The following is a 21,874-nucleotide window of genomic DNA, read 5'->3' on the forward strand; positions in this document are numbered from 1 at the left end:
TTGCCTGGGCAGGCGCGCCGCGCGACTGTCGCGCGATGCGTCCGCTGCTCCTCGCTCCGTTGCTGTTCCTCGTCGCCGCCGCGCCGGCACAGGACCGCCGCTTCATGATCAGCGACTTCGAGCGGCTACGCGTCGACGGCCCGTTCGAAGTCGAGGTCGTTCCCGGCGCCCCCGGGGCAACGGCGTTCGGCGACCGTGTCGCGCTCGATCAGGTCTCGGTGCGGAGCAACGGCGATACATTGGTGGTGAGCAGCGGCCCGCTCTCGCAGGCCGGCCGCAAGGGGACGCTGCCGACGCTGCGTGTCTCCAGCCGGTCGCTGCGCGGGGTGATCCTCAACGGCGGCGCCAGGGTGCGCGTCGCGGAGATGCGCGGCGCCCGCGTCGAACTGCTGCAGACCGGGACGGGAACGCTCGAAATAGCGTCGATCCGCACCGACGATCTCAACGCCAGCCTCACCGGCACCGGCACGATGACGCTGGCCGGTACCGCCCAGCGCGCCCGAATACGCAATTACGGCGCAGGTTCGATCGACGCGAGCGGCCTCACCGCCGGCGATGCCAGCCTCACTTCGGAGAGCAGCGGCAACATCCGGATCGATGTGCGCTTCACTGCGCGCGCGACGGCGCTGGCCAGCGGCGGGATCACCATCACCGGCAAGCCCGAATGCACGCTGCGCGGCCCCGGGCCGATGGCATGTTCGGGGACGATCGTCCGGCGCTAGGCGGCCAGCGGGAAGCGCAGCAGCCGATCGTCGAGCGCGACCAGCGCCTGCGCACCGCGGCCGACCGCGCGGACGATCTCGGGATGATGCGCATCCAGCCCACCGGTGAGCGCGCCGAACGCCGGCAGGATCAGCTTGGTCGCGGTGGCGACGAAGCAGCGCCGCGCCACTTGCCGGCCGCGCACGCTGATCCGCAGCTTGGGATGGAAATGCCCCGAAAGCTCGGGCCGCGGCTCGCCCGGTACGGCCTCGTGGCGAAGCACGAGCCCGTCGACCTCGGCTTCCTCGAGGATCGTCCCGCCGCAATGATCGACGAGCAGCGAATCGTGATTGCCGGTGATCCAACGCCAGTCGAGCCGCGCGGTCAGCCCGGTGAGCAGCGCGCGGGCATCGGCGGGAAGTCGCTCGCAGCCTGCCGAATCATGGAAACTGTCTCCGAGGCACCATAATTCCGCCGCTCCGGTACGATCGACCAAAGCCGCCAGCTGGCTGAGCGTCGCCAGCGAATCGTAAGGCGGCAGCATCTGCCCCTTGCTCGCGAACCAGCTGCCCTTTTCGAAATGCAGATCGGCGACGAGCAATGCCCGCCGGGCACGCCAATAGAGCGCGCCTTCTGCCAACGCCTCGAAATCATGACTGCCGAACGAAAGGGGAACCATGCCCCGGCTATCCGGCCACCGGGGTCCCGCTGTCAACTCCGCAAGTAAGGGCGCGGCCACGAAAAGGGCGCCGGAGCCAAGCCCCGACGCCCTTCGATTTCGTGCTTCGGACTGCCTCAGGCGGCCTGGGGCAAAGCCGCTTTCGCCTGCGCGACGATGGCGCTGAACGCCTCGCCTTCGTGCATCGCGATGTCGGCCAAGACCTTCCGGTCGAGTTCGATGCCGGCGAGCTTGAGCCCGTGCATGAACTGCGAATAGGTCAGGCCTTCGGCGCGGACGCCGGCGTTGATGCGCTGGATCCACAGACCCCGGAAGGTCCGCTTCTTAACCTTGCGGTCGCGATACGCGTACTGGCCGGCCTTCTCGACGGCCTGCCGCGCGATGCGGATCGTGTTCTTGCGACGGCCGCGATAGCCCTTCGCCTGTTCCAGAATGTTCTTGTGCTTGGCGCGGGTGGTAACACCCCGTTTGACGCGTGCCATGTCTCGGGCTCCTTACTTCAGACCGTACGGAGCCCAGCCGACCACACGAGCGGTATCGGCATGAGCAAGCACGGAAGTGCCGCGATTCTGGCGGATATATTTGGCGTTGTGGCTGATCAGACGGTGACGCTTGCCAGCGAATCCGTGCTTGATCTTGCCAGTGGCGGTGAATTTGAAGCGTTTCTTCACACCGCTCTTGGTCTTGAGCTTGGGCATTTTGGTCTCCTTGCAATCTCGAACGTGCGAACAGCCGCGGCAGCCCTTGATGGCCGGGCGTGTTCCTGACGTTCGAGGAAAGCGGGGCGCATAACCGTGAACGGCGCGCAATGCAACCTGAGTCCGGCGCGGCCCTCCCCGTCGGGCCCTTCCCCTAACCTCTCCGCAAACGGAAGGGGAACGGAACCCTCAGGGTCTACAGGCTTTTTGTCCCAGATGGCAGACCGGGACTCCTCAATCACCACTCCCGAGGCCGCGCCACCGATCGGCGATTCTCCGGCAAGGCCCGCACACGCGCCAGGCACGCCCTTGGCCAGTATCATCGCCGTCGTCACCACCCTCCTCGGCCTGATCGTGCTCGCCTGGACGGTTTTGTTCGTCACCAAGGGACGCTTTCTCAAATCCACCTTCGAGCGTATCGCCGCCGCGCAGACCCATCGCAACGTGCATGTCGCGGGCGACTTCCAGCTCTATTTCGCCCCGTTCAACGTCAAGTTTCTCGCCGAAGGGCTGACGGTCTCGAACCCCGAATGGGCTGGCCGCGGCAATTTCTTCTCGGCGAAGAAGATCGATACGCGCATCTCCACCTGGAGCCTGTTCGCGCATAAATATCGTTTCAACTGGGTGGGGATCGAGGACGGCCATGTCGATCTGCAATGGGACAAGGCCGGCGAGCGCAACACATGGACCTTCAGCCAGAAGAAGAAGGGCGACCCGTTCGAGCTTCCCGCGATCCGCCGCGCGCTCGTCCAGGGCACGTTGGTCCGCTATGTCGATCCGCGGATGCAAATCGAGGCCGCGATCCGCGTCCACACCGTCGAGGCGACCGACACCAAGGTCGCCAACGCCGTCCGCTTCGACGGCAACGGTACTGCCCGCGGCACGCGCTTCACGCTGAACGGCGCGTTGCTGAGTCCCAACGCCACGGTCAGCGGCGGCGAGAACGAACTCCAGCTCCATGTCGAGGGCGTGCGCACCAACATCGACGTTTCGGGCACGCTCCCCGGCGCGACCGAGCTCGAGGGTGCGGATCTCCATGTCGACGCGCGCGGCCAGAACCTCGCCGACATCTTCGCAGTGTTCGGCATCGCCGTCCCCGACACCCGCAATTACCGGCTGCGCGCGGCGACGACCAAGCGCGGCGATGAATGGCGCTTCACCGGCTTGCGCGGCCGCTTCGGCGCCAGCGATCTGTCGGGCAAGTTCACCGTGGCACTCAAGGAGCCGCGGCTGCTGCTCACCGCCGATCTGGCGACGCGCGTGCTCGACATCATCGATGCCGGGCCATTCATCGGCTACAGCCCGCAGGCGTCTGCCGCGGGCGCGGTAGTGACGCAGGCCGCGGGTACCCCGCGGATCCTTCCCGACGCTCCGCTCCGGGTCGAATCGCTCAAGAACTTCGACGCCAAGGTCAACTGGACGGTGCGCACCGTGCGGGCCGAGAAGCTGCCGATCTCGAACATCACGCTCGGGCTCGACCTCGACAATCGGCTGCTCAAGCTCAGCCCGCTCAATTTCAGCCTCGCGCGCGGCACGGTCAATTCGGACATCACGATCAACGCGCGCCGCCAGCCGGTCTTCACCGACTATGACATCCGCCTCTCGCCCACTCCGATGGGCGTGCTGCTCGCCGGCTTCGGGGTCGAGGAATCGGGGACTACCGGCACCTTGAAGGCGCGGGTCCAGCTGACCGGTTCGGGCAACAGCGTGCACGATTCGCTGGCCAATTCGAACGGCCGCATCGCAGTAATCCTGCCCAAGGGCAGCTTCTGGACACGCAACATCCAACTCTCCGAACTCGACATCGGCACCTTCGTCCAGAAGATGTTCGAGAAGAAATTGAAGGAGCCGGTGCAGATCAATTGCGGGCTGATCGGCTTCAGCGTGCGGGGCGGCATCGCCGCGGCCGACCCGATCCTGATCGATACGCAGAAGAACGTGATGCTCGGCCGCGGCGGGTTCAGCTTCAAGAACGAGACGATCGACATGGCCTTCCGGGCCGACAGCAAGAAGTTCAGCCTGTTCGCCGGCCAGTCGCCGGTGAGCATCGGCGGCTATTTCGCGCGGCCGAGCTTCAACGTGATCAGCCCGGAGCTGATCGGGCGCGCCGGCGCCGGGATAGGCCTCGCGCTCGTCGCCAGCCCGTTGGCGGCAGTGATCGCCTTCGTCGATGTCGGCGATGCCAAGGCCGCCGATTGCGGCCCGGTGCTCGCCGGCGCCTCGGCGGGCGGCCAGCGCACCGACAAGGGTAAGCCGCGCGACGATGTCGGCAAGGGCACCACCGCCAAGTCCGAAGACGGCAAGCGCTCGAAGGGCGACCGCCAGAAGCAGCGCAAGAAGTTCCTCGGCATCTTCTGAACCGCTACACTCGCGCCACCCGACTCAGGAGAGCGAGTATGGCTGACGAACAAGACCCGATGCACGGCGTCACAGCGCACCTCACGATCCGCGACGGCAAAGGCAGCGCGGCGGTCGATTTCTACCAGGCGGCGTTCGGCGCCGAGGAGATCGGCCGACACCTTGCCGAAGATGGAACGCGGATCATGCATTCGCATCTCAAGATTAACGGGGGTTCGCTGATGCTCAACGACGATTTCCCCGAATATACCGGCGGCGTCGCGGTTCCGGCGGGTGTCACGCTCCACATCCACACCGAGGATGCCGACCAATGGTGGGAGCGCGCGCTCGCTGCCGGCGCAACCGTGCGAATGCCGCTCGACAACCAGTTCTGGGGCGATCGTTACGGCCAGCTCGACGATCCGTTCGGTCATCATTGGTCGATCGGCGGCCCGTTAAAGGCGTAACGCCAGCGCAACCGCCATCTTCCTTGCAATGTAGGATTTGGCCTGCTTGGCTGGCCCGATGCCGCGCCGCCGACCCTTTCGCGCCGCCCCTGATTCGTTGGTCCGCTCCGGCCCGGGGCAAAGTTTACGAATGGACCGCGACTCCCGCAACTTTGCCGAGTCAATGTCCCCGGCAGGCCAGTGCCTCGAGGATGTCCTCGACGCGCGCCGGGTCGCCCGCGGCGATCACTTCGCCGTTGCTGCCGGCGTGGAGTGGATCGCCCTGCCAGTCGCACATCCGCCCGCCCGCGCCCTCGACCACCGGCACCAAAGCCGCGAAGTCGTGGAGCTTGAGCCCGGCCTCGACCACGACGTCCATCCAGCCGCTGGCGACGCAGCCGTAATTATAACAGTCGCCGCCCAGCACCGTGCTCATCACCGCTGCGTCGAGATGTTCGAAGGCATGGAGCTGATCGTCGTCGAACAAGGCCGGCGACGTGGTGGCGAGGATCGCCCCCTTCAGCTCGCGACAGGCGCGCGCCTGTGCGGGCTTGCCGTTGAACAAGGTCGGGCGCCCGGCGACGCCGAGCCAGCGCTCGCCGATGATCGGCTGATCGATGATTCCGAGCACCGGCCAGCCATCCTCCAGCAAGGCGATCAGGGTGCCGAAGATCGGGCGGCCGGCGATGAAGGCGCGGGTGCCGTCGATCGGATCGAGCACCCATTGGCGGCCGCTGCTGCCTTCGCGGATGCCGAATTCCTCGCCGATGATGCCGTCCATCGGGCGCTCGGCGACGATCAGCCGGCGCATCGCCTCCTCGGCTTCGCGGTCCGCGAGAGTCACCGGCGACAGATCGTCTTTGGCCTCCAGCCCGAACGAACCGCGAAAGCGCGGGCGGATCGCGGCGCCGGCGGCGTCGGCAAGACGCTCGGCGAGCGCGATATCATTGGAGGAAACGGGCATGGCTCAGCCCTACCCGCCCGTTTTTGACTCGCCAAGGTCACAAAGCGCTGCCAGTCGTTTCGGCGATGCGCCTTTTCCTGCTCGCCATCGCCGTTTCGCTCGCCACGCCGGCCGCGGCGCAGCTGCGCGCGGTGCCCGCCCAGCCGGCCTCCGAAGTCGAGGCGCTGCGCGGAGTCGAGGTGTTCCTCGTCAACGAGAGCGCGGCGCCGATCGTGGATTCGGGGCCGCGCCAGATCGAAGTCACTGCGGTGGACGGCACCCGGCTCGTGCTCGAACGGGTCCCCGGCCCCACGCCCGTGATTGCGCCCGGCAGCTTCGCCAAGGCGCGCTACGTGCCGGTGAGCGTCGCGCAGGCCGCGGTGCCTCCGTCGGCGCAGCACCCGGCCGCAATCATCCCCGCCGAGGAGACGGTGGTCCAGAGCTCGACCGGTACGTCGGCGGCGTTCGTCGATCGCTTCGAGCCGCACGAACCGATCTACGGCGTGTTCGGCACCGGCGATGCCGGCGGCAAGCTGCAGGTCAGCTTCGCCTTCCGGCCCTTTGCCGAGGACGCCCCGCTCAAGCTCGGCAATCTGCGCTTCGCCTACACCCAGACGATGTTCTGGGCGCTGCGCGAGCCCTCGGGTCCGTTCCGCTCGACCAATTACAGCCCCGAAGTCTATGCCGACATTCCCTTCAATGAGAGCACCAGGGTCGCGCTCGGCTGGCGGCACGATTCGAACGGGCGGGGCATGGTCAATTCGATCGACGTCAATCGCATCTTCGGCCGCGTCGAGAAGAGCTTCGATCTCGGCGGCGACTGGCATCTCGATGTCGCGCCGCAAGCCTGGTTCTATGTAGGCAAGTTCGGCACCGCGCCCGACGTGAAGGACTATCTCGGCTATACCGCGCTCACCGCCGCGATCCGCCAAAAAGACGGGCTCAAGCTGGCACTCACCGGCCGCGGCAATTTCGACACGAGGCGCGGCGGTGCCGAGCTGTTCGTCTCCTGGCCGCTGGCGCCGCTCGGCGGGGGGATCGGATTCTATCTCTTCGGCCAGGCCTTTACCGGCTATGGTGAGGCGCTCGACGATTATCGACGGAACGACACCCATGCACGGATCGGCATCGCACTGACGCGATAGACCGACCCGACCTACAGGAGTGATGCCATGCGGACCAAGCTTCTCTTCGCTGCCCTGCTTCTGCCCTTGTCGCTGCCGGTCGAGGCGGCGCTCGCGCCCGGCGCAGTGGCCCCCGCTTTCTCGGCCGGTGGCGCGATGGCCGGCAAACCGCACAGCGTGAACCTCAAGGCCGCGCTCAAAAAGGGCCCGGTCGTGCTCTATTTCTTCCCGGCGGCGTTTACCGGCGGCTGCAATGCCGAAGCGGCCGCCTTTGCCGCGGCGCTGCCGGATTTCACCAAAGCAGGCGCAACCGTGATCGGCATGACCGCAGGCAATGTCGACAAGCTCGTCGCCTTCTCGAGCGAGCATTGCGCTGGCAAATTCGCCGTCGCCGCAGCGAGCCCGGCAGTGATCAAGGGCTATGACGTGCTGCTCAAGAAGCCCGACGGCACGGCGACGACGATCACCAGCCGCACCAGCTATGTAATCGCGCCCGATGGCCACATCGTCTTCGCGCACACCGACATGAATCCGGGCAGTCATATCCGGCTGACGCTCGATGCGGTGCGCAAGCTCAAGGCGGGCAAGCGGGGCTGATCCGGAGGCCGGGCTTCACGCTTGGGAAAGCTTTCGCTCACCGTATGTTAGCAGTTGGGCGTTAAACCGCTGGTCCAAGAAATATGCGGGCGGGACCGCAAATTGTCCGCAACTTGAGAAGCAAAGGTAGAGCCTATGGCCGGCGCAAGGGCGGTCCGGGCGGCACAGGGAAGCGATCCGTCGCGCCGCCTTTATGACCGAATCGGCGACTTCCTGGTCGATCAGCGTCTCGACGCCGATCCCGCCAATTATGCGTTCGCCTATCATCTGCTCGCCAATCCCAATGGGCCGCTCGCCCGCGCGGTCACCACGTTGACCGACGGCGGCGTCCGCCTCACCCAGCGTGACATCGAAACTCTCGGCTGTGAAATCCAGCCCGGCGCCGTGGCCAAGGGCGCAAAGGAGAAGGCCGACGGTCTCGTCGCCCGCACCCAGATGCAGGTTGAAGGCTTTCAGGACATGGTAACCGCGATGCGCGCCGAGACCGAAGATTTCGGCCGCGATCTCGCCGCCAGCGCGGAAGCGATCTCGCGCTCCACCGACGCGAGCGGTGCGCCGATGATCGATGAGGTCGCACGGCTGACCACGGCGATGCTCGACCGCGTCCGCAGCGCCGAGACGCGGCTCGAATCGGCGACACAGGAAGCGAGCGACCTGCGCCGTGAGCTCGAGGAAGCGCGCGACAATGCCCGCCGCGACCCGCTCACCGACCTCCCGAACCGCCGCGCGCTCGAGGAAGCCTATAAAGCACAATCGGCATCGGGGTCGCCGATCTGCGTCGCGGTCTGCGACGTCGATCACTTCAAATCGGTCAACGACCGCTTCGGCCACGCCGTCGGCGACCGCGTCCTCAAGGCGATCGCCGAGGCGCTCAGCCACACCTGCTCGGGGCATCTGGTCGCGCGGTATGGCGGCGAGGAATTCGCAGTGCTGTTCGCCGGCGTCGACCTCGCCCGGGCGCGCGACATCCTCGACGCTGCCCGGGTAAAGGTGGCGACCAAGCGCTATCGGCTACGCGAAAGCGATGCGCCGCTGGGGGAAATCACGTTCTCCGCCGGTATTTCGGTGGCGCTTCCCGGTGACGGACTTTCGACCGTGTTTCACCGCGCCGATCGCCTGCTCTATGCCGCCAAGACCGCCGGACGAAACCGTCTGCACATAGACTGACCGAAATCGGACACGACTGTTCGCCCTTGATTGGCAATTTACACCAAGTGAGGCGTAAAATTTCCCAACATCCTTGAGCGATATCAAGGCGCACGCAGCATTTTCAGCTACTTAGCGTAGTTGGCACGCTCCCTGCTAACCTCTTGGCATCGGCAGCCGGATGGTCCGGCCCGCCGATGACACCAGGGAGTAACTTCAATGACCGCTCGTCTTTCCTCGCTCCACTATGCCGTCTCGCTCGTCGGCGCCGTGCTCTTCACCGCCGCCTTCGTGGTCTATTCGACCCCCGTCCTGCCGATCGCATGACCCGGAATCTGAAGATGGAGAAGATCACCATGGTACGCAGTGCAGTGCTCGGACTGGCCTCGTTCGGCCTCACCGCGACGATGATCGTCGCAACCGCAGCGCAGGGTTCGGCTCTCTTCGGCTGAACCCGGCGCCCGCCAAAGTGCAGGCGCCAGACGGAACCTCCGGCGTTCCGCACCGGTTTTCCCTCGGCAAACCCTCCCTATGGAGCCACGCCGATGAGCGATACCGACACGATCGAGATGATCCACGAGGATGCGCTGCCGGGACACGAAAGCGCGCTCGACCCCAAGCCTGATTGGGAGCCGCGTTACCCCGGCTCCGGCCGATTGCAGGACAAGGTCGCCGTGATCACCGGCGCCGACAGCGGCATCGGCCGCGCCGTCGCCGCGCTCTATGCTCGCGAAGGCGCCCATGTCGCGATCCTCTACCTTTGCGAGCATGACGATGCCGCGATGACCGCCGACATCGTCCGTTCCGAAGGCCGAGAAGCGCTGACCATCGCTGGCGACGTGGGCGACAAGGCGTTCTGCGCCAAGGCGATTGCGCAAGTGATCGAGAAGTTCGGCCGCATCGACGTGCTCGTCAACAATGCCGGCGAGCAGCATCCGGACAAGGACATCACCGACATCACCGAGGAGCAGCTCAAGCGCACCTTCCAGACCAACATCTTCGGGATGTTCTTCATGGTCCAGGCGGCGATGCCCCACCTGAAGCAAGGCGCCGCGATCGTGAACTGCACTTCGGTCACCATGTATCAGGGCTCGAAGGAACTGCTCGATTATTCGAGCACCAAGGGCGCGATCACCGCCTTCACACGCAGCCTGTCCGAGAACCTTGTCGAGAGGGACATCCGGGTGAACGCAGTCGCCCCCGGACCGATCTGGACTCCGCTCAACCCCATGGGTGGCGCGAGCCCTGAAAAGCTCGAGAATTTCGGCGAGAACACGCCGATGGGTCGGCCGGGCCAGCCCAACGAAGTCGCCCCCGCCTTCCTGTTCCTCGCCTGCGAGGATTCGAGCTATATGTCGGGCCAGGTCCTCCACCCCAATGGCGGGACGATCGTCAACGGTTAGGCGGGAGCGACGCTGCCGATAAGCCGGATCGGCGCCTCTTCGCCGCGCGAATAAGTGCCCGTGAGCAGCCCGGCGGCAAGCACCCGCCCCGACATTGCCCGGACAATCGCGCCGCGGCCGGGCGTCTCGCCGGCGTCGGGCCCCGGGCCGAGCGCGAACAGCTGGAACGCATAATTGTGCAGCCCGTGTCCGGTGGGCGGATCGGGCGGCAGCCAGCCTTCGCTGAAATAACTGTTACGCCCTACATCGCTGATGCTGCCGGCGCCGTCGGCGCGGATTGCGCCTTCCTTGAGCTCACCTTCGTGGGGCGGCAAATCCCAGACCACCGCGTGCACCAGCGGCTGGGGCGCCGGGGCGTCGGGATCCTCGACGATCAAAGCGAGCCGTTCGGTACCCTCGGGTACACTGGTCCAGAATAAAGGCGGCGACACGCCCTCGCCATCGGCGGTGAACCGCTCGGGCAGCCGCGCACCGTTGGCAAAGGCAGGGCTGACGAGATGCAGCGACTCGAACGATCCCAGCCCGGGTTGCGCGATCGCCAATTTGTCCGACCCGGCACGCAGCCCCTTGAGCGCACTGCCCAGCCAATGGGGAACATGTTCGAGCACCCGCCTCTCCCTTTCGTTCGATCGATCGATCAACGATCCAACCGCGCCAGCTATCCGAAGGCAAGTGCACGCCGCCCGCTGGATGCTGGCGCGGTCTGCCCCTTTGGGCTAGCGCATGCGGCATGAGCGCACCCCATATCGTCGCCCTGGGCGGAACATTGCGACCCGAATCAGTGACCGGAAGGCTGCTTGCGGCGGCATTGGATATTGCCGCCGCCCGCGGCGCACGTACGACGCTGCTGACGGGTGACGCCATCGCCTTTCCCCACTACGAGCCAGGCAATGCCGAGGGAAATACGACGATCGGCCGCTATCTGGACGCGCTGCGCAGCGCCGACGCCGTGATCGTGGGATCGCCCGGCTATCACGGCACGCTATCGGGTCTGGTCAAGACCGCGCTCGATTATGTCGAACAGCTCCGCGCCGACGAGCGTGTCTATTTCGACGGGCTTCCCGTGGGACTGGTAGCCACGGCGGCGGGCTGGCAGGCGGCCGTATCGACGCTCCAGGCGTTGCGCACGATCACCCATTCGCTGCGCGGCTGGCCGACGCCTATGGGCCTCGCGATCAACACCGCCGAGCCGGGCGACGCGATCGCGAAATGCCAGCCGCAGATGGAGATCATGGTCGACCAGATCTTCGACTTCCTGCGCCGCTGATCTTTACATTTAACGTTTTTGTGAGGGCTTGTGCGCTAACACCGATCTTTGAAATCAGGGGGGTTTTGAGCGCGAATGATACAGGCTTCAGGCCACGCGATAGCCGGCGCGCGTCGGAGGACGGTGCGTACCGTCCTCGCGGCAGGCGGCTGCCGGGCGAGCCTGAACGACATTGCCCAGCGGTTGGGCAATCTCGGCTATCTGGTCGTGCTCAGCGACTCGGCTTGCCAGGCGCTGGAGCTCGTCTCCGCGCGTGGCTTCGATCTCGTACTCATTGATGCGCTCGACCCCGAGTCCGGCGCGATACACATGCTCAACGAAATCCGCGGGTCGCACGATACCGCCGATCTGCCGGTGATCATGCTGAGCGGGGAGGACGGCGCGGTCGAGGCTTTCGCGGCCGGGGCCGACGACTGGCTTTTGAAGCCCGCGCCTTTCGAGGTGCTCGCAGCGCGCATCGAACGCACGCTCGCACGCGCGGGCCGGATCGAGGAACTCAAGCGCTCCAACCTGGCGCTCGACGCGCGGATCGCGGCGCGTGCGATCGAGTTGGGTGAGACACAGGCCGAGCTTGCCGCCGCCCGCGCCGACCGCATCCGGCTGCTGGGCGCAGTCCGCCAGTTGAACGACGAGCTCGCCACCCGGCGGAGCGCCGCCTAGCGCTCGAACCAGTGGCGGCCAACGAAATACACCGTGATCACCACGGCGATCGTGAGGCAAAACCAGAACACCCCCCAGAACGCCCAGGGCTCGTGCGCAAACGGGATTCCGTCGACGTTCATGCCCAGCAATCCGGTAATGAATGTCAGCGGCAGGAACACCATCGCGACGATGGCGATGATCAGCGAGCGCTGATCCAGCTGCTCGGCGCGCAGATCGGTGAGCGTCTCATGAGTCAGCGCGGCGCGTTCGCGGATGCTCTCCAGTTCCTCGGCCATGCGCGCTGCACGGTCGGCCGCGGCGGAGAGATGGAGCCGATCGTCATCGCCCAGCCAGTCGCTCGGGATGGTCGCCAGCTTTTCCAACGCGGCGCGCTGCGGATTGAGAAAGCGGCGAAACCCGATGGCCTGACTGCGGACGCGATTGACCATGCGCCGCAGATCGAAGGCATGACCGGTGGCGATCTGCTCCTCGCAATCATCGAGCGAGTCGCCGAGATCGGCCACGACGGGGTCGAGCTCCTCGGTGATCGCCTGGGCCAAAGCGGCGATCAGGTCGCCCGGATCGAGGATCTTCCCCGCCGCGACCAGTTCGCGGACGGGGTGGAGCGCGTTCAACGCCTTGCGGGTGACCGAGAAAACGCAGCCGCCATGCGCATAGATGCGGATCGAGGCGAGCGGATCGGAAGCGGCGAGGGCTTCGGAAGAGAGGCCGCGCAAATTGATCACTGCGCCAGGACCGACCGAATCGCAACGCGGGCGCGTCTCGGCGGCGGTCAGCGCTTCGATGATATAGGGAGAAAGCCGAGCTTCGCCGCCGAGCCACGCCTTGGCACGCTCGTCATTGGTAGTGAGGTGGATCCAGGCGAGATCGGCACGGATCCCGAGCGCCTGCTTGAGCGGCGGTGACTCGACCTGTCCGCCGCGCACGACATAAGCGAAGCCGCTCACGGTCGCATCTCTAGATAGACCGACAGGCCCGCGCCCGCCGCGGCGGGTATCGCGTCGCAAAGAATACGCGCGGCATCGGCGCGGGCGCGGTCTAATATGGCCTCGGGCACGTCTCGACGATGATATACCCGGTCCGCCTGCGCAAGCGCACGCGCCTGACCCAGGGTCAGCGCGTCCGGATCGGGCGAAGTCAGGCTGAAATGGAGCAGCGGCGCGCGCGGCTCTGCGGGATACGCAAGCCAACGCTCGACCGCCGCTTCGCCATGGTCCTCAAGAGGATCGAGCGGCCCGGCCAGCGCGGCACCCAAGGCGCGACGGCGCTCGCCGGCATCGGGCCAGCGGCTGCGGAGCGCGGGTTTTGCCGCCGCCAGCGCGCGCGCGAGGCGGCCGAGCGAAGCTGGCAGCACGGCCTCGAGCCGCTGGCGAAGCGCCGCCGCGAGCCCCGCCGAAACGCCGCCGGTGCCGACCGCGATCAACACGGGATCGCGGTCGATGATCGCGGGGAGCGTGAAATCGCAGAGATCCGCCCGATCGACTGCGTTGACCAGGATGCCGCGGGCGCGCAGGCGGGCGACGATTGGCTCGGGATCGTCGGTCGCTACGATCGCGAGCACCGCTTCCGCCGCCTCGTCTACCACGCACGCGCCGGCGCGTGCGAGCAGACGCCTTTTGGCCTCCGCAGCCTCGCCTTCGCCGATCAAAATCACCGGCCGCCCCACCAGTTTCACAAAGATCGGCAGGGCAGCGAGGCTCATTTCAGCCAGTCCGGGACATGTTCCTCGGCCATGATCGCCTCGGCCGAGATGCGGCCCGCGACGATTTCGAACCTGTCGCCCGAAGCGAGCACTTCGGGGACGAGCGGGCGGCTGTTGTAAGTGCTCGCCATCGTCGCACCATAAGCGCCGGCGCTGCGCAGGATCGCAAGATCGCCCGATTTGACGACATCGATCTCGCGGCCCTTGGCGAAGACGTCGCTGCTTTCGCAGACCGGGCCGGCGACATTGGCGGTCATCTTCTCGCCGCTCGGCCGCACCGCCTCGAAATCGTGCCACGCATCATAGAGCGCGACGCGGGCGAGGTCGTTCATCGCCGAATCGACGATCACCCAAGGATTGACCGGGCCCGGCTTGACCCAGAGCACTTCGGTCAGCAGCACGCCGGCATTGGCCGAGATCACCCGGCCGGGTTCGAACATCAATTCGACGTCCCAGTCACGGGTGACGCGGGCGACCATATCGCCGAACTCGGCAGGCGATGGGGGCGTGTCGCCGGCCCGGTAACGCACACCAAGCCCGCCGCCGAGATCGACATGCGTGATCGTGTGGCCGGCGGCGCGAAGATCGGCGACGAGTCTGCCGACCCGTTCGAACGCGCGTTCGAGCGGCGCGAGGCTCTGGAGCTGGCTACCGATATGGAGCGCGACACCGCGGAGCTCGAGCCCGGGCAACGGCGCGAGCCGACCGAAGATCGCCAACGCCTCGTCGATCGGCAGTCCAAACTTGTTTTCGGCCCGCCCGGTGGAGATTTTCTCATGGGTGCCGGCATCGACGTCGGGATTCACCCGGATTGTGGCAGGGGCACGGACGCCGCGCGCCACGGCGAGTTGCGAGAGAACGACACCCTCTTCCTCAAGTTCGAGATTGAACTGGCCAATGCCGACCTGCAACGCCTGGTCGAGTTCGGCCCGCGTCTTGCCGACGCCGGAAAAGACCACGTCCTTGGCCGCCATGCCCGCGGCCAGCGCGCGCGCCAGCTCGCCGCCGGAGACGACGTCGGCGCCGAAGCCTTCATTGGCGAGCAGCCGCAGCACGGCGAGGTTGGGATTGGCCTTGACCGCAAAGGCAAGATGCTTGCGCGGGATGGCCGCGAGCCCGTCGCGGAAGGCACGGGCGTGCCGCTGGAAGGTCGCGGCCGAATAGACATAAACGGGCGTGCCGACTGCCTCGGCGATTCGCGCGAGCGGTACGTCCTCGACGTGCAGTTCGCCGTCGATCAGATTGTAATGGTCCATGATATTCCGTCAGTTGGGAGGCGGCAGATCGAACTTGTCGGTGCGCCTTTTGTCCGTGCTTTCGATGAGGTCGTCGCTGCGCGCCGGGCGCGTCTGCACCGGCGGCTTGAGCAAGTCATCGGGCGTGGGGGTCGCAGTCGCGCCATAAGGCGCGGGGGGCAGCGACGCGCCTTCCGCCGGTTTGAGACCTTCGCGCGCGCCGCAGCCGGCCAGCGCCAGCATCGCGGTGAGCAGCAACAGCTCGCGCATCATCGTCCTTCCTCCTCGAGGCCCTTGCGGGCCGCAACGATCGCCGCGCGAACCCGCACCGGCGCAGTGCCGCCGAAGCTCGTCCGGCTGTTTACCGAAGCATCGACGCTGAGCACGCCATATACGCGATCGTCGATCCGCGCGTCGATTTCCTTGAGTGCATCGAGCGATAACTGATCAAGCCGGATGCCCGCGCCCTCCGCTGCCGCGACGGCGCGCCCGGTGATGTGGTGCGCCTCGCGGAACGGCACGCCCGCTTCACGTACGAGCCAGTCGGCGAGGTCGGTGGCGGTCGCAAACCCCGATTCGGCGAGCGCGCGCATGCGATCGGTGCGGAAGGTCGCGCTTTCGACCATGCCGGTCATCGCCGCGATGCACAGCCCGAGCAGATCGTGCGCCTCGAACACGGGCGGCTTATCGTCCTGCATGTCCTTCGAGTAAGCGAGCGGCAGGCCCTTCATCGTCATCATCAGGCTGACCAAAGCGCCGGCGATCCGCCCCGAATGCCCGCGCACCAGCTCGGCGGCATCGGGGTTGCGCTTCTGCGGCATGATCGAGCTGCCAGTCGACCATTGGTCCGAGAGGCTGACGAAACCGAAGGGCTGGCTCGCCCAGATCACGAATTCCTCGGCAAGGCGGCTGAGATGCAGGCTGCACTGCACCGCCGCGGTCAGATATTCGATCGCGAAGTCGCGGTCCGAGACCGAATCGAGTGAATTGCGCGTCGGCCCGTCGAAGCCGAGTGCGGCGGCGGTGGCGTCGCGATCGAGCGGGAAGCCGGTCCCGGCGAGCGCAGCCGCGCCGAGCGGACACAGGTTCATCCGGGCGCGGGCGTCGGTCAACCGCGAGCGATCACGCGCGAACATCTCGAAATAGGCCATCAGGTGGTGCCCAAGCGTCACCGGCTGGGCGCTCTGGAGATGCGTGAAGCCGGGCATCACGCTTGCGGCATGTTCCTCGGCGCGTGAGAGCAACGCATCCTGCAGCCCCTCCAACGCGGCCTCGGCCTGGTCGATCGCGTCGCGCACCCAGAGGCGGAAGTCGGTCGCGACCTGGTCGTTGCGCGAGCGCGCAGTGTGGAGCCTGCCCGCAGATGGTCCGATAAGGTCGGCGAGCCGCGCCTCCGCGAGCATATGGATGTCCTCGAGCGCGAGATCGTCGGGGACGCCCTCGGCCTCGAACTCGGCGGCGACCTGTTCCAGCCCCTCGGCGATGCGTGCGGCGTCCTCAGCCGACACGATTCCCTGCTTGCCGAGCATCGCGACATGCGCCTGCGAGCCGCGCAGATCCTGCCGCCACATCCGCTTGTCGAAAGGAATGGACGCGTTTATCTCGCGCATGACGGCGGACGGCCCTTCGGCGAAGCGCCCCCCCCACATCGCATTGGAGCTATGCTTGCGCTCGACTATCGCGCTTCTCCTCGTAGCAGCAGGCCTGATCGGCGGCTGCGATAGGCAATCCGGGGCCACGCAGCAAGCCGAGGGGACGAATGTCGCCGCGGCGGCGCCGACGTCGCCCGCGAAGCTCGACAAGCTCGACCGCAGCCACAAGGGCGAGACCGCACCCGCGATTTCCTTTGTCGACAGCGGCGGCAAGAAGCTGACGATCGCCGATTTTCGCGGCAAGCCTGTGTTGCTCAATCTGTGGGCGACGTGGTGTGCGCCCTGCGTCAAGGAGATGCCCACGCTCGACGCGCTGGCAGTGCGCGAAGGCGAGAAGCTTCAGGTGTTGACGGTGAGCCAGGATTTCGAAGCGGCGAAGGTCGCGCCGTTCTTCGCCGAGAAGAAATTCAGGAAGCTCCAGCCTTATATCGACGCTGAAACCGCGTTCAGCACGCAGCTGGGCGTCAATTTGCCGACCACGATTCTCTATGATTCGGCAGGCCGCGAAGTCTGGCGGATACTCGGTGATACCGACTGGGCCGGGGGAGCAGCCGCGAAGCTGATCGCCGAGGCGCGATGAGCAGGAGAACCTGGATGCCCCGTGAGGATTCGAACCTCAATTGACGGAGTCAGAGTCCGTAGTCTTACCTTTAGACGACGGGGCAACAGGGCCGGCGAAATAGGGCGGCATCCCGGCGCTGTCAACGCCGCTTCTCGGCCGCGCCTTGCTCCGCCCGCGCGGCTGCGCTAGCCATGCTGCCAAGCACCGGACGGCCGCATGTGGCCGAGACGGAACAGAATATAAGCGAGTGAACGTGATGGGGGATGGCCCAGCCAGAGTGCCCCGTGGCCAGGGCGGCGGTTCCGCCCGGCCGATACCCAAAGCACCGCCCGAGCGGCAGGCCCGCGCACGCTGGCCCGAATCGCGCCATTTCGCCGCGCTCGACCTCGGCACCAATAATTGCCGGCTGCTGATCGCCAGGCCGCAAGGGACGGGCTTCACCGTCATCGACGCCTTCTCGCGGATCGTCCGGCTGGGCGAAGGCCTTGCCACCAACGGCAAGCTTTCCGACGCGGCGATCGACCGCACCCTTGCCGCGCTGCGGATCTGTGCGGACAAGCTCAAGCGGCGCAACGTCGCGCTGGCGCGCTCGGTGGCGACCGAGGCATGCCGTCAGGCGTCCAACGGCGCCGAGTTCATCGAGCGGGTCTATCACGAGACGGGGATCGCGCTCGACATCATCACTGCCGAAGAGGAGGCGCGGCTCGCCGTGCTGGGCTGTCATGCGCTGCTCGAGCCCGGCGACGGGCCGGCTTTGGTGTTCGACATCGGCGGTGGTTCGACCGAGCTCGTCCTGGTCGACTCGCGCGCCGAAGTTCCACGCATCCTCGACTGGCACAGCGCGCCGTGGGGCGTGGTGTCGCTCACCGAGGCCGCAGGTCTCGCCGATGGCGCGGACCATGGCGCCGCCGTCTATGCCGATATGCGCGCGCGCGTCTCGGAGAGCTTCGCGCCGTTCGTTGCGCGGCTGCGGACCCCCAAGGGCACGCGGCGGCTGCTCGGGACGTCGGGCACCGTGACCACCCTGGCGAGCGTTCATCTCGGCCTGCCGGCCTATGATCGCTCGGTGGTGGACGGGCTGATCGTGCCCGCCGCGGCGATGCGCGAGGTGAGCCAGCGGATTGCGGGTATGAGCATGGCGGAGCGATCGCAAGTGCCGTGCATCGGCGCCGAGCGTGCCGATCTGGTGGTAGCGGGCTGCGCGATCCTCGAGACCATCATAGATTTGTGGCCCGCCGAACGCCTGGGGATCGCCGATCGCGGCATTCGCGAAGGCATATTGCGGCGTCTGATGAACGGGGAGCGACTATGAGCCGTGGCGGCGGACGCGGACATACCCGCGTCAAGACTTCGCGGGGGCGGACCCCGCAATCGAATCGCTGGCTCGAACGCCAGCTCAACGACCCCTATGTGAAACGCGCCAAGGCCGAAGGCTATCGCAGTCGCGCGGTCTACAAGCTGCTCGAACTCGACGAGAAATTCGACTTCCTCAAAGGATCGAAACGCGTCATCGACCTCGGCATCGCGCCGGGCGGCTGGACACAGCTGGTACGCAAGCGCCTCCCCAAGGCGGCAGTAGTGGGGATCGACCTGCTCCCCGTCGATCCGATCGACGGCGCGACGATCCTGCAGATGGACTTCATGGACGACGCGGCGCCCGATCGGCTCGTCGAAGAACTTGGCGGCGCGCCCGACCTGATCCTGTCGGACATGGCCGCCAACACCGTGGGCCATGCGCAGACCGACGCATTGCGCACGCTCGGGCTGGTCGAAGCTGCGCTCGACTTCGCGATACGCACGCTCGCGCCGGGCGGCGATTTCGTCGCCAAGGTGTTCGCCGGCGGCGCCGATTCGGCGCTGGTCGCCGAGATGAAGCGCAACTTCACTACCGTGAAGCACGCCAAGCCGCCCGCCAGCCGCAAGGGCTCGGTCGAATGGTTCGTCGTGGCGCAAGGCTTCAAGGGGCGGACCGAAGAAGTGCCGGAATGAAAAACGGCCCCGGATCGCTCCGGGGCCGTTTTCGATTCGGTCGCCTGAAGGCTCAGCCTTCGTAATCGGCGCCCAGATTCTGGTTGCGGGGCGGGGCCGCCGCGGTGAGGCGGAGCGCCTCGGCCGACTGTGCCAGCGAGCCGACTTCGTCCGGCGCTTCCTCGTCGTCGATCTGGACGCGCTGGAGACCGGAGACCACCGATTCCTCGAGATGGGCGGGGTGAACAGTTTCTTCGGCGATCTCGCGAAGCGCGACCACCGGGTTCTTGTCGCGGTCGCGATCGAGGGTCAGCTCGGCGCCGCCCGAGATCTGCCGCGCGCGCTGGGCTGCGAACAGCACCAGATCGAACCGGTTCGGGATCTTGTCGACGCAATCCTCGACTGTGACGCGCGCCATCTACGCTTCCTTGATTTGGGAATTCGGGAGAGGGGCGGCACTTAGGCATGAGGCTGTGGATTGTCAAGAAAAACGCCGGTTCGCCGCCCAGGCGCAGCGGCCGCGCCGGCTGCGCGTTCAAGGGTTCGCCGCCCCAAGGGCACTTGCCCGAGATGCGCGCACCGGACACCGTCGCCCTTGCCCATGGCGCAGGTGCAGCCCATGACCGCCGCATGGATCCCTGGTCGAAACCCTTCACTGTCGATGGCAATCGCCTGACGATATTGCCCGAAGGGCCCGAACGGATGGAGGCGCTGCTCGGCCTGATCCGCTCGGCGAAGCGGTCGCTCAGAGTGCTCTATTACATCTTTGTCGATGACGGCGCCGGTGTCGCGGTGCGGGAGGCTCTGATCGAAGCCGCGGGTCGCGGCGTGGAGGTCCACCTCATCGTCGACGGGCTTGGCAGCGAACAGGCCGCCGCGCACCATTTCTTCGACCCGCTGCACGCGGCGGGCGTCGATGTCTGCCGTTTCGTGCCGCGCTGGGGGCGCCGCTATCTGCTGCGCAACCACCAGAAGCTGGCGCTCGCCGACGAGGAACGGGTGCTCATCGGCGGGTTCAATATCGAGGAGAGCTATTTCGGCACGCCCGAGCAGGATGCGTGGCGCGACCTCGGGCTGCTGGTGGAAGGGCCGGCTGCCGCGCGACTGGTCAACTATTTCGACGCACTGCGCCGCTGGACCGGCCAACCGCGCGCATCGATGCGCTCGCTGGGGCGCACGCTCAATTCGGGAAGCGAGGTGGATGGCGCGGCGCGCTGGCTGCTGGGTGGGCCGATGCGGCGACTCTCGCCCTGGGCCCGCGTGGTGAAGCGCGAGATGGAGCGCGCCCGGACGATCGACCTGATCACTTCCTATTTCGCGCCCAACCCGGCGATGCTGCGGCGGCTGGACAAAGCCGGGAAGCGCGGCCGCGTGCGGCTGGTGTTGCCGTCGAAAGTGGATCACACCGCCTCCTTGTGGGCGGCGCATTTCACTTATGCCGGCCTGCTCCGCAAGAACGTCAAGATCTACGAATATCAGCCGACCAAGCTGCATACCAAGCTGTTCGTCATCGACGACGTCGTCCATATCGGCTCGGCCAATTTCGACATTCGCAGCATGTTCCTCAACCTCGAGCTGATGCTGCGGATCGAGGATCGCGCCTTTGCCGCACACGTCCGGTGCTTCGTCGAACAGGAAATCGGCCAGTCGGAGCTGATCACCGCCGAAATCCACAAGGCGCGCACCGGCCTGTGGACGCGGGCAAAGCAACTGGCCGCTTATTTCGTCATGGCGGTGCTCGATTATAACGTCACCCGGCGCCTCAATTTCGGTCCGCAGCAACCGCGGCGACGGAACCAGGCCTAGCATCTGCCGAACTTATCGCGGCACGTCGCGGGCCGGCACGCAGTGGCGCTTGACTCGCCGGCGGCTTTTGCAGGCAAGTCAATCTCCTTACGTCGTTCTTTTAAAAGTATAATTTGCGATGCTCGGTTGACTCCACTCCGTCGCCGCGCCCGTCACGCGGCATCGACGCCGCACTGAAACAACACTGACGCGACACCCACGCGCCGGTGCCACGCCGTCACGTTGACTCACCCGAGGTTGCGATTGAGCGAGGAGACGGTGTCAGGTGATCTCGAACGCGCGGGCGAAGATGTCCGCAGCGTAATGCGCCTCGGCCTCGAGGTCGCCGGGGCTGGTGTCGATGCCCCATAGCAGCCGCTGATGCGCGCCGCCCATGCACAGGCTGGTCAGCACGCGCGCGGCGGCGAGCGGATCGTCGCGGCGCATATGCCCGGCGTCCATCTGGACGGCGAAGAACCCGGCGATCAATTGCTGGGTCGGTTGCGGCGCGCGGCGGTAGAAGATCTCCCCGACCTCGGGGAAACGTCCCGATTCGGCCGCCACGAGGCGGTGCAGGCGCATCGCCTCGGGCGAAGTGATCTTGGCGATGAAGCTTCGCGCAAAGGCGAAGACGGTCGCGCGCAGATCGGCGGAGGGCGCGAGCAAGTCGCCGAGCTCTTGGCGATAGGAGGTCGTCGCATGGTCGAGCACCGCCGCGAACAGCTCTTCCTTGGACGGGAAATAGCTCCATAAAGTGCCCTTGGAGCCGCCCAGCTCGGCCGAAATCGCCGACATCGACGTCCCCGAATAGCCGTTGTCGAGAAACGAGCGCTTGGCGACCTGAAGGATCGCCAGCCGCCGCTCTTCCTTGCGCGCCTCGCGCTTGCCAGGCGCCTTTTCCGTTAGGGTTTCCATAACCGTACTATAGGGTACGATTTTCTATTGACAAGCCGCGCCGGCGAGAC

General features: G+C 66.3%; 26 protein-coding genes and 1 tRNA gene. 14 read left to right on the forward strand and 13 right to left on the reverse strand.

Features of this window, described 5'->3' with window-relative positions; genetic code table 11:
* The first annotated feature begins 35 nt into the window (after window positions 1–35).
* Complete coding sequence (locus CVN68_RS13820; RefSeq protein ID WP_158298886.1) at window positions 36–722, forward strand: GIN domain-containing protein; 687 nt, start codon at window positions 36–38, stop codon at window positions 720–722.
* On the opposite strand, the gene pdeM is transcribed toward CVN68_RS13820, so the two are convergent.
* From pdeM to rpmI, 3 genes are all read right to left on the reverse strand, one after another.
* Window positions 719–1,381 carry a ligase-associated DNA damage response endonuclease PdeM gene (pdeM, locus tag CVN68_RS13825; protein ID WP_100282717.1) on the reverse strand — a complete coding sequence of 221 codons (663 nt, stop codon included), beginning with the start codon at window positions 1,379–1,381 and terminating at the stop codon, window positions 719–721. The two genes, CVN68_RS13820 and pdeM, sit on opposite strands and share 4 nt — an antisense overlap.
* A gap of 116 nt (window positions 1,382–1,497) precedes the next feature.
* Complete coding sequence (gene rplT / locus CVN68_RS13830) at window positions 1,498–1,863, reverse strand: 50S ribosomal protein L20 (RefSeq protein ID WP_029936734.1); 366 nt, start codon at window positions 1,861–1,863, stop codon at window positions 1,498–1,500.
* Between the two features lie 12 nt (window positions 1,864–1,875).
* Window positions 1,876–2,079, reverse strand: coding sequence for a 50S ribosomal protein L35 (gene rpmI, locus CVN68_RS13835; RefSeq protein ID WP_100282718.1), 204 nt, complete (start codon window positions 2,077–2,079; stop codon window positions 1,876–1,878).
* 216 nt (window positions 2,080–2,295) lie between these two features.
* Here rpmI and CVN68_RS13840 point away from each other — a divergent pair, with 216 nt between their 5' ends.
* Together CVN68_RS13840 and CVN68_RS13845 are read left to right on the forward strand one after the other, a co-directional pair.
* Entirely contained in the window at window positions 2,296–4,437 is a 2,142-nt protein-coding gene (locus CVN68_RS13840) for an AsmA family protein (RefSeq protein ID WP_100282719.1), read from the forward strand.
* A gap of 38 nt (window positions 4,438–4,475) precedes the next feature.
* Window positions 4,476–4,883 carry a VOC family protein gene (locus CVN68_RS13845; RefSeq protein WP_100282720.1) on the forward strand — a complete coding sequence of 136 codons (408 nt, stop codon included), beginning with the start codon at window positions 4,476–4,478 and terminating at the stop codon, window positions 4,881–4,883.
* A gap of 160 nt (window positions 4,884–5,043) precedes the next feature.
* Here the strand turns inward: CVN68_RS13845 and hisN are convergent, their stop codons facing one another.
* Window positions 5,044–5,826 (reverse strand): histidinol-phosphatase, encoded by a 783-nt coding sequence (gene hisN / locus CVN68_RS13850; RefSeq protein WP_100282721.1) that lies wholly within the window; start codon window positions 5,824–5,826, stop codon window positions 5,044–5,046.
* 65 nt (window positions 5,827–5,891) lie between these two features.
* Here hisN and CVN68_RS13855 point away from each other — a divergent pair, with 65 nt between their 5' ends.
* The 5 genes from CVN68_RS13855 to CVN68_RS13870 all read left to right on the forward strand — a co-directional run bounded on the left by CVN68_RS13855 (window position 5,892) and on the right by CVN68_RS13870 (window position 10,075).
* Window positions 5,892–6,950, forward strand: a complete 1,059-nt coding sequence (locus tag CVN68_RS13855) for a phospholipase A (RefSeq protein WP_100282722.1) — start codon at window positions 5,892–5,894, stop codon at window positions 6,948–6,950.
* A gap of 27 nt (window positions 6,951–6,977) precedes the next feature.
* Window positions 6,978–7,526, forward strand: coding sequence for a redoxin domain-containing protein (locus CVN68_RS13860; protein ID WP_100282723.1), 549 nt, complete (start codon window positions 6,978–6,980; stop codon window positions 7,524–7,526).
* Window positions 7,527–7,661: 135 nt separating this feature from the next.
* Window positions 7,662–8,693, forward strand: a complete 1,032-nt coding sequence (locus CVN68_RS13865) for a GGDEF domain-containing protein (RefSeq protein ID WP_100282724.1) — start codon at window positions 7,662–7,664, stop codon at window positions 8,691–8,693.
* 302 nt (window positions 8,694–8,995) lie between these two features.
* Window positions 8,996–9,124, forward strand: coding sequence for a hypothetical protein (locus CVN68_RS24205; RefSeq protein ID WP_267893702.1), 129 nt, complete (start codon window positions 8,996–8,998; stop codon window positions 9,122–9,124).
* Window positions 9,125–9,217: 93 nt separating this feature from the next.
* The gene (locus tag CVN68_RS13870) at window positions 9,218–10,075 is read left to right on the forward strand and encodes a glucose 1-dehydrogenase (RefSeq protein ID WP_100282725.1); all 858 of its coding nucleotides are present in this window, start codon (window positions 9,218–9,220) and stop codon (window positions 10,073–10,075) included.
* Here the strand turns inward: CVN68_RS13870 and CVN68_RS13875 are convergent.
* Window positions 10,072–10,683, reverse strand: a complete 612-nt coding sequence (locus CVN68_RS13875; RefSeq protein ID WP_100282726.1) for a YbhB/YbcL family Raf kinase inhibitor-like protein — start codon at window positions 10,681–10,683, stop codon at window positions 10,072–10,074. The two genes, CVN68_RS13870 and CVN68_RS13875, sit on opposite strands and share 4 nt — an antisense overlap.
* 122 nt (window positions 10,684–10,805) lie before the next feature.
* On the opposite strand from CVN68_RS13875, the gene CVN68_RS13880 reads away from it, so the two are divergent.
* Both CVN68_RS13880 and CVN68_RS13885 read left to right on the forward strand, forming a co-directional pair.
* Window positions 10,806–11,342, forward strand: a complete 537-nt coding sequence (locus CVN68_RS13880; RefSeq protein ID WP_100282727.1) for an NADPH-dependent FMN reductase — start codon at window positions 10,806–10,808, stop codon at window positions 11,340–11,342.
* Window positions 11,343–11,465: 123 nt separating this feature from the next.
* A complete protein-coding gene (locus CVN68_RS13885; RefSeq protein ID WP_233503355.1) occupies window positions 11,466–12,002 on the forward strand; it encodes a response regulator in 537 nt (178 codons plus the stop codon).
* On the opposite strand, the gene CVN68_RS13890 is transcribed toward CVN68_RS13885, so the two are convergent.
* From CVN68_RS13890 to argH, 5 genes are read right to left on the reverse strand one after another with little or no spacing between them, the layout of a single operon-like run.
* Complete coding sequence (locus CVN68_RS13890) at window positions 11,999–12,952, reverse strand: CorA family divalent cation transporter (RefSeq protein WP_100282729.1); 954 nt, start codon at window positions 12,950–12,952, stop codon at window positions 11,999–12,001. The two genes, CVN68_RS13885 and CVN68_RS13890, sit on opposite strands and share 4 nt — an antisense overlap.
* Window positions 12,949–13,707 (reverse strand): precorrin-2 dehydrogenase/sirohydrochlorin ferrochelatase family protein, encoded by a 759-nt coding sequence (locus CVN68_RS13895; RefSeq protein WP_100282730.1) that lies wholly within the window; start codon window positions 13,705–13,707, stop codon window positions 12,949–12,951. The genes CVN68_RS13890 and CVN68_RS13895 overlap by 4 nt, the downstream gene beginning before the upstream one ends.
* Window positions 13,704–14,963 carry a diaminopimelate decarboxylase gene (gene lysA / locus CVN68_RS13900; protein WP_100282731.1) on the reverse strand — a complete coding sequence of 420 codons (1,260 nt, stop codon included), beginning with the start codon at window positions 14,961–14,963 and terminating at the stop codon, window positions 13,704–13,706. The genes CVN68_RS13895 and lysA overlap by 4 nt, the downstream gene beginning before the upstream one ends.
* Window positions 14,964–14,972: 9 nt before the next feature.
* Window positions 14,973–15,215 carry a hypothetical protein gene (locus CVN68_RS13905; protein ID WP_407695507.1) on the reverse strand — a complete coding sequence of 81 codons (243 nt, stop codon included), beginning with the start codon at window positions 15,213–15,215 and terminating at the stop codon, window positions 14,973–14,975.
* Window positions 15,212–16,591 (reverse strand): argininosuccinate lyase, encoded by a 1,380-nt coding sequence (gene argH, locus CVN68_RS13910; RefSeq protein ID WP_100284415.1) that lies wholly within the window; start codon window positions 16,589–16,591, stop codon window positions 15,212–15,214. Before argH ends, CVN68_RS13905 begins: the two co-directional genes overlap by 4 nt.
* Before the next feature lie 16 nt (window positions 16,592–16,607).
* On the opposite strand from argH, the gene CVN68_RS13915 reads away from it, so the two are divergent.
* Window positions 16,608–17,174 carry a TlpA family protein disulfide reductase gene (locus CVN68_RS13915; protein ID WP_233503356.1) on the forward strand — a complete coding sequence of 189 codons (567 nt, stop codon included), beginning with the start codon at window positions 16,608–16,610 and terminating at the stop codon, window positions 17,172–17,174.
* 11 nt (window positions 17,175–17,185) lie between these two features.
* Here CVN68_RS13915 and CVN68_RS13920 read toward each other — a convergent pair.
* Window positions 17,186–17,259, reverse strand: a tRNA-Gln gene (locus tag CVN68_RS13920).
* A 153-nt stretch (window positions 17,260–17,412) separates the two neighbouring features.
* Between CVN68_RS13920 and CVN68_RS13925 the strand changes: the two genes are divergently transcribed.
* The gene (locus CVN68_RS13925; protein ID WP_100282732.1) at window positions 17,413–18,468 is read left to right on the forward strand and encodes a Ppx/GppA phosphatase family protein; all 1,056 of its coding nucleotides are present in this window, start codon (window positions 17,413–17,415) and stop codon (window positions 18,466–18,468) included.
* Window positions 18,465–19,145, forward strand: a complete 681-nt coding sequence (locus CVN68_RS13930; RefSeq protein WP_100282733.1) for an RlmE family RNA methyltransferase — start codon at window positions 18,465–18,467, stop codon at window positions 19,143–19,145. The genes CVN68_RS13925 and CVN68_RS13930 overlap by 4 nt, the downstream gene beginning before the upstream one ends.
* Before the next feature lie 52 nt (window positions 19,146–19,197).
* Here CVN68_RS13930 and rpoZ read toward each other — a convergent pair whose 3' ends face one another.
* Entirely contained in the window at window positions 19,198–19,542 is a 345-nt protein-coding gene (rpoZ, locus tag CVN68_RS13935; RefSeq protein ID WP_100282734.1) for a DNA-directed RNA polymerase subunit omega, read from the reverse strand.
* A 212-nt stretch (window positions 19,543–19,754) separates the two neighbouring features.
* On the opposite strand from rpoZ, the gene CVN68_RS13940 reads away from it, so the two are divergent.
* On the forward strand, window positions 19,755–20,930 hold the full coding sequence (locus CVN68_RS13940) for a phospholipase D-like domain-containing protein (RefSeq protein ID WP_100284418.1): 1,176 nt from the start codon (window positions 19,755–19,757) through the stop codon (window positions 20,928–20,930).
* A 261-nt stretch (window positions 20,931–21,191) separates the two neighbouring features.
* Here the strand turns inward: CVN68_RS13940 and CVN68_RS13945 are convergent, their stop codons facing one another.
* Window positions 21,192–21,824, reverse strand: a complete 633-nt coding sequence (locus CVN68_RS13945) for a TetR/AcrR family transcriptional regulator (RefSeq protein ID WP_100282735.1) — start codon at window positions 21,822–21,824, stop codon at window positions 21,192–21,194.
* Window positions 21,825–21,874 lie beyond the last annotated feature (50 nt).

It is taken from the genome of Sphingomonas psychrotolerans (assembly GCF_002796605.1).
GTDB lineage: Bacteria > Pseudomonadota > Alphaproteobacteria > Sphingomonadales > Sphingomonadaceae > Sphingomonas > Sphingomonas psychrotolerans.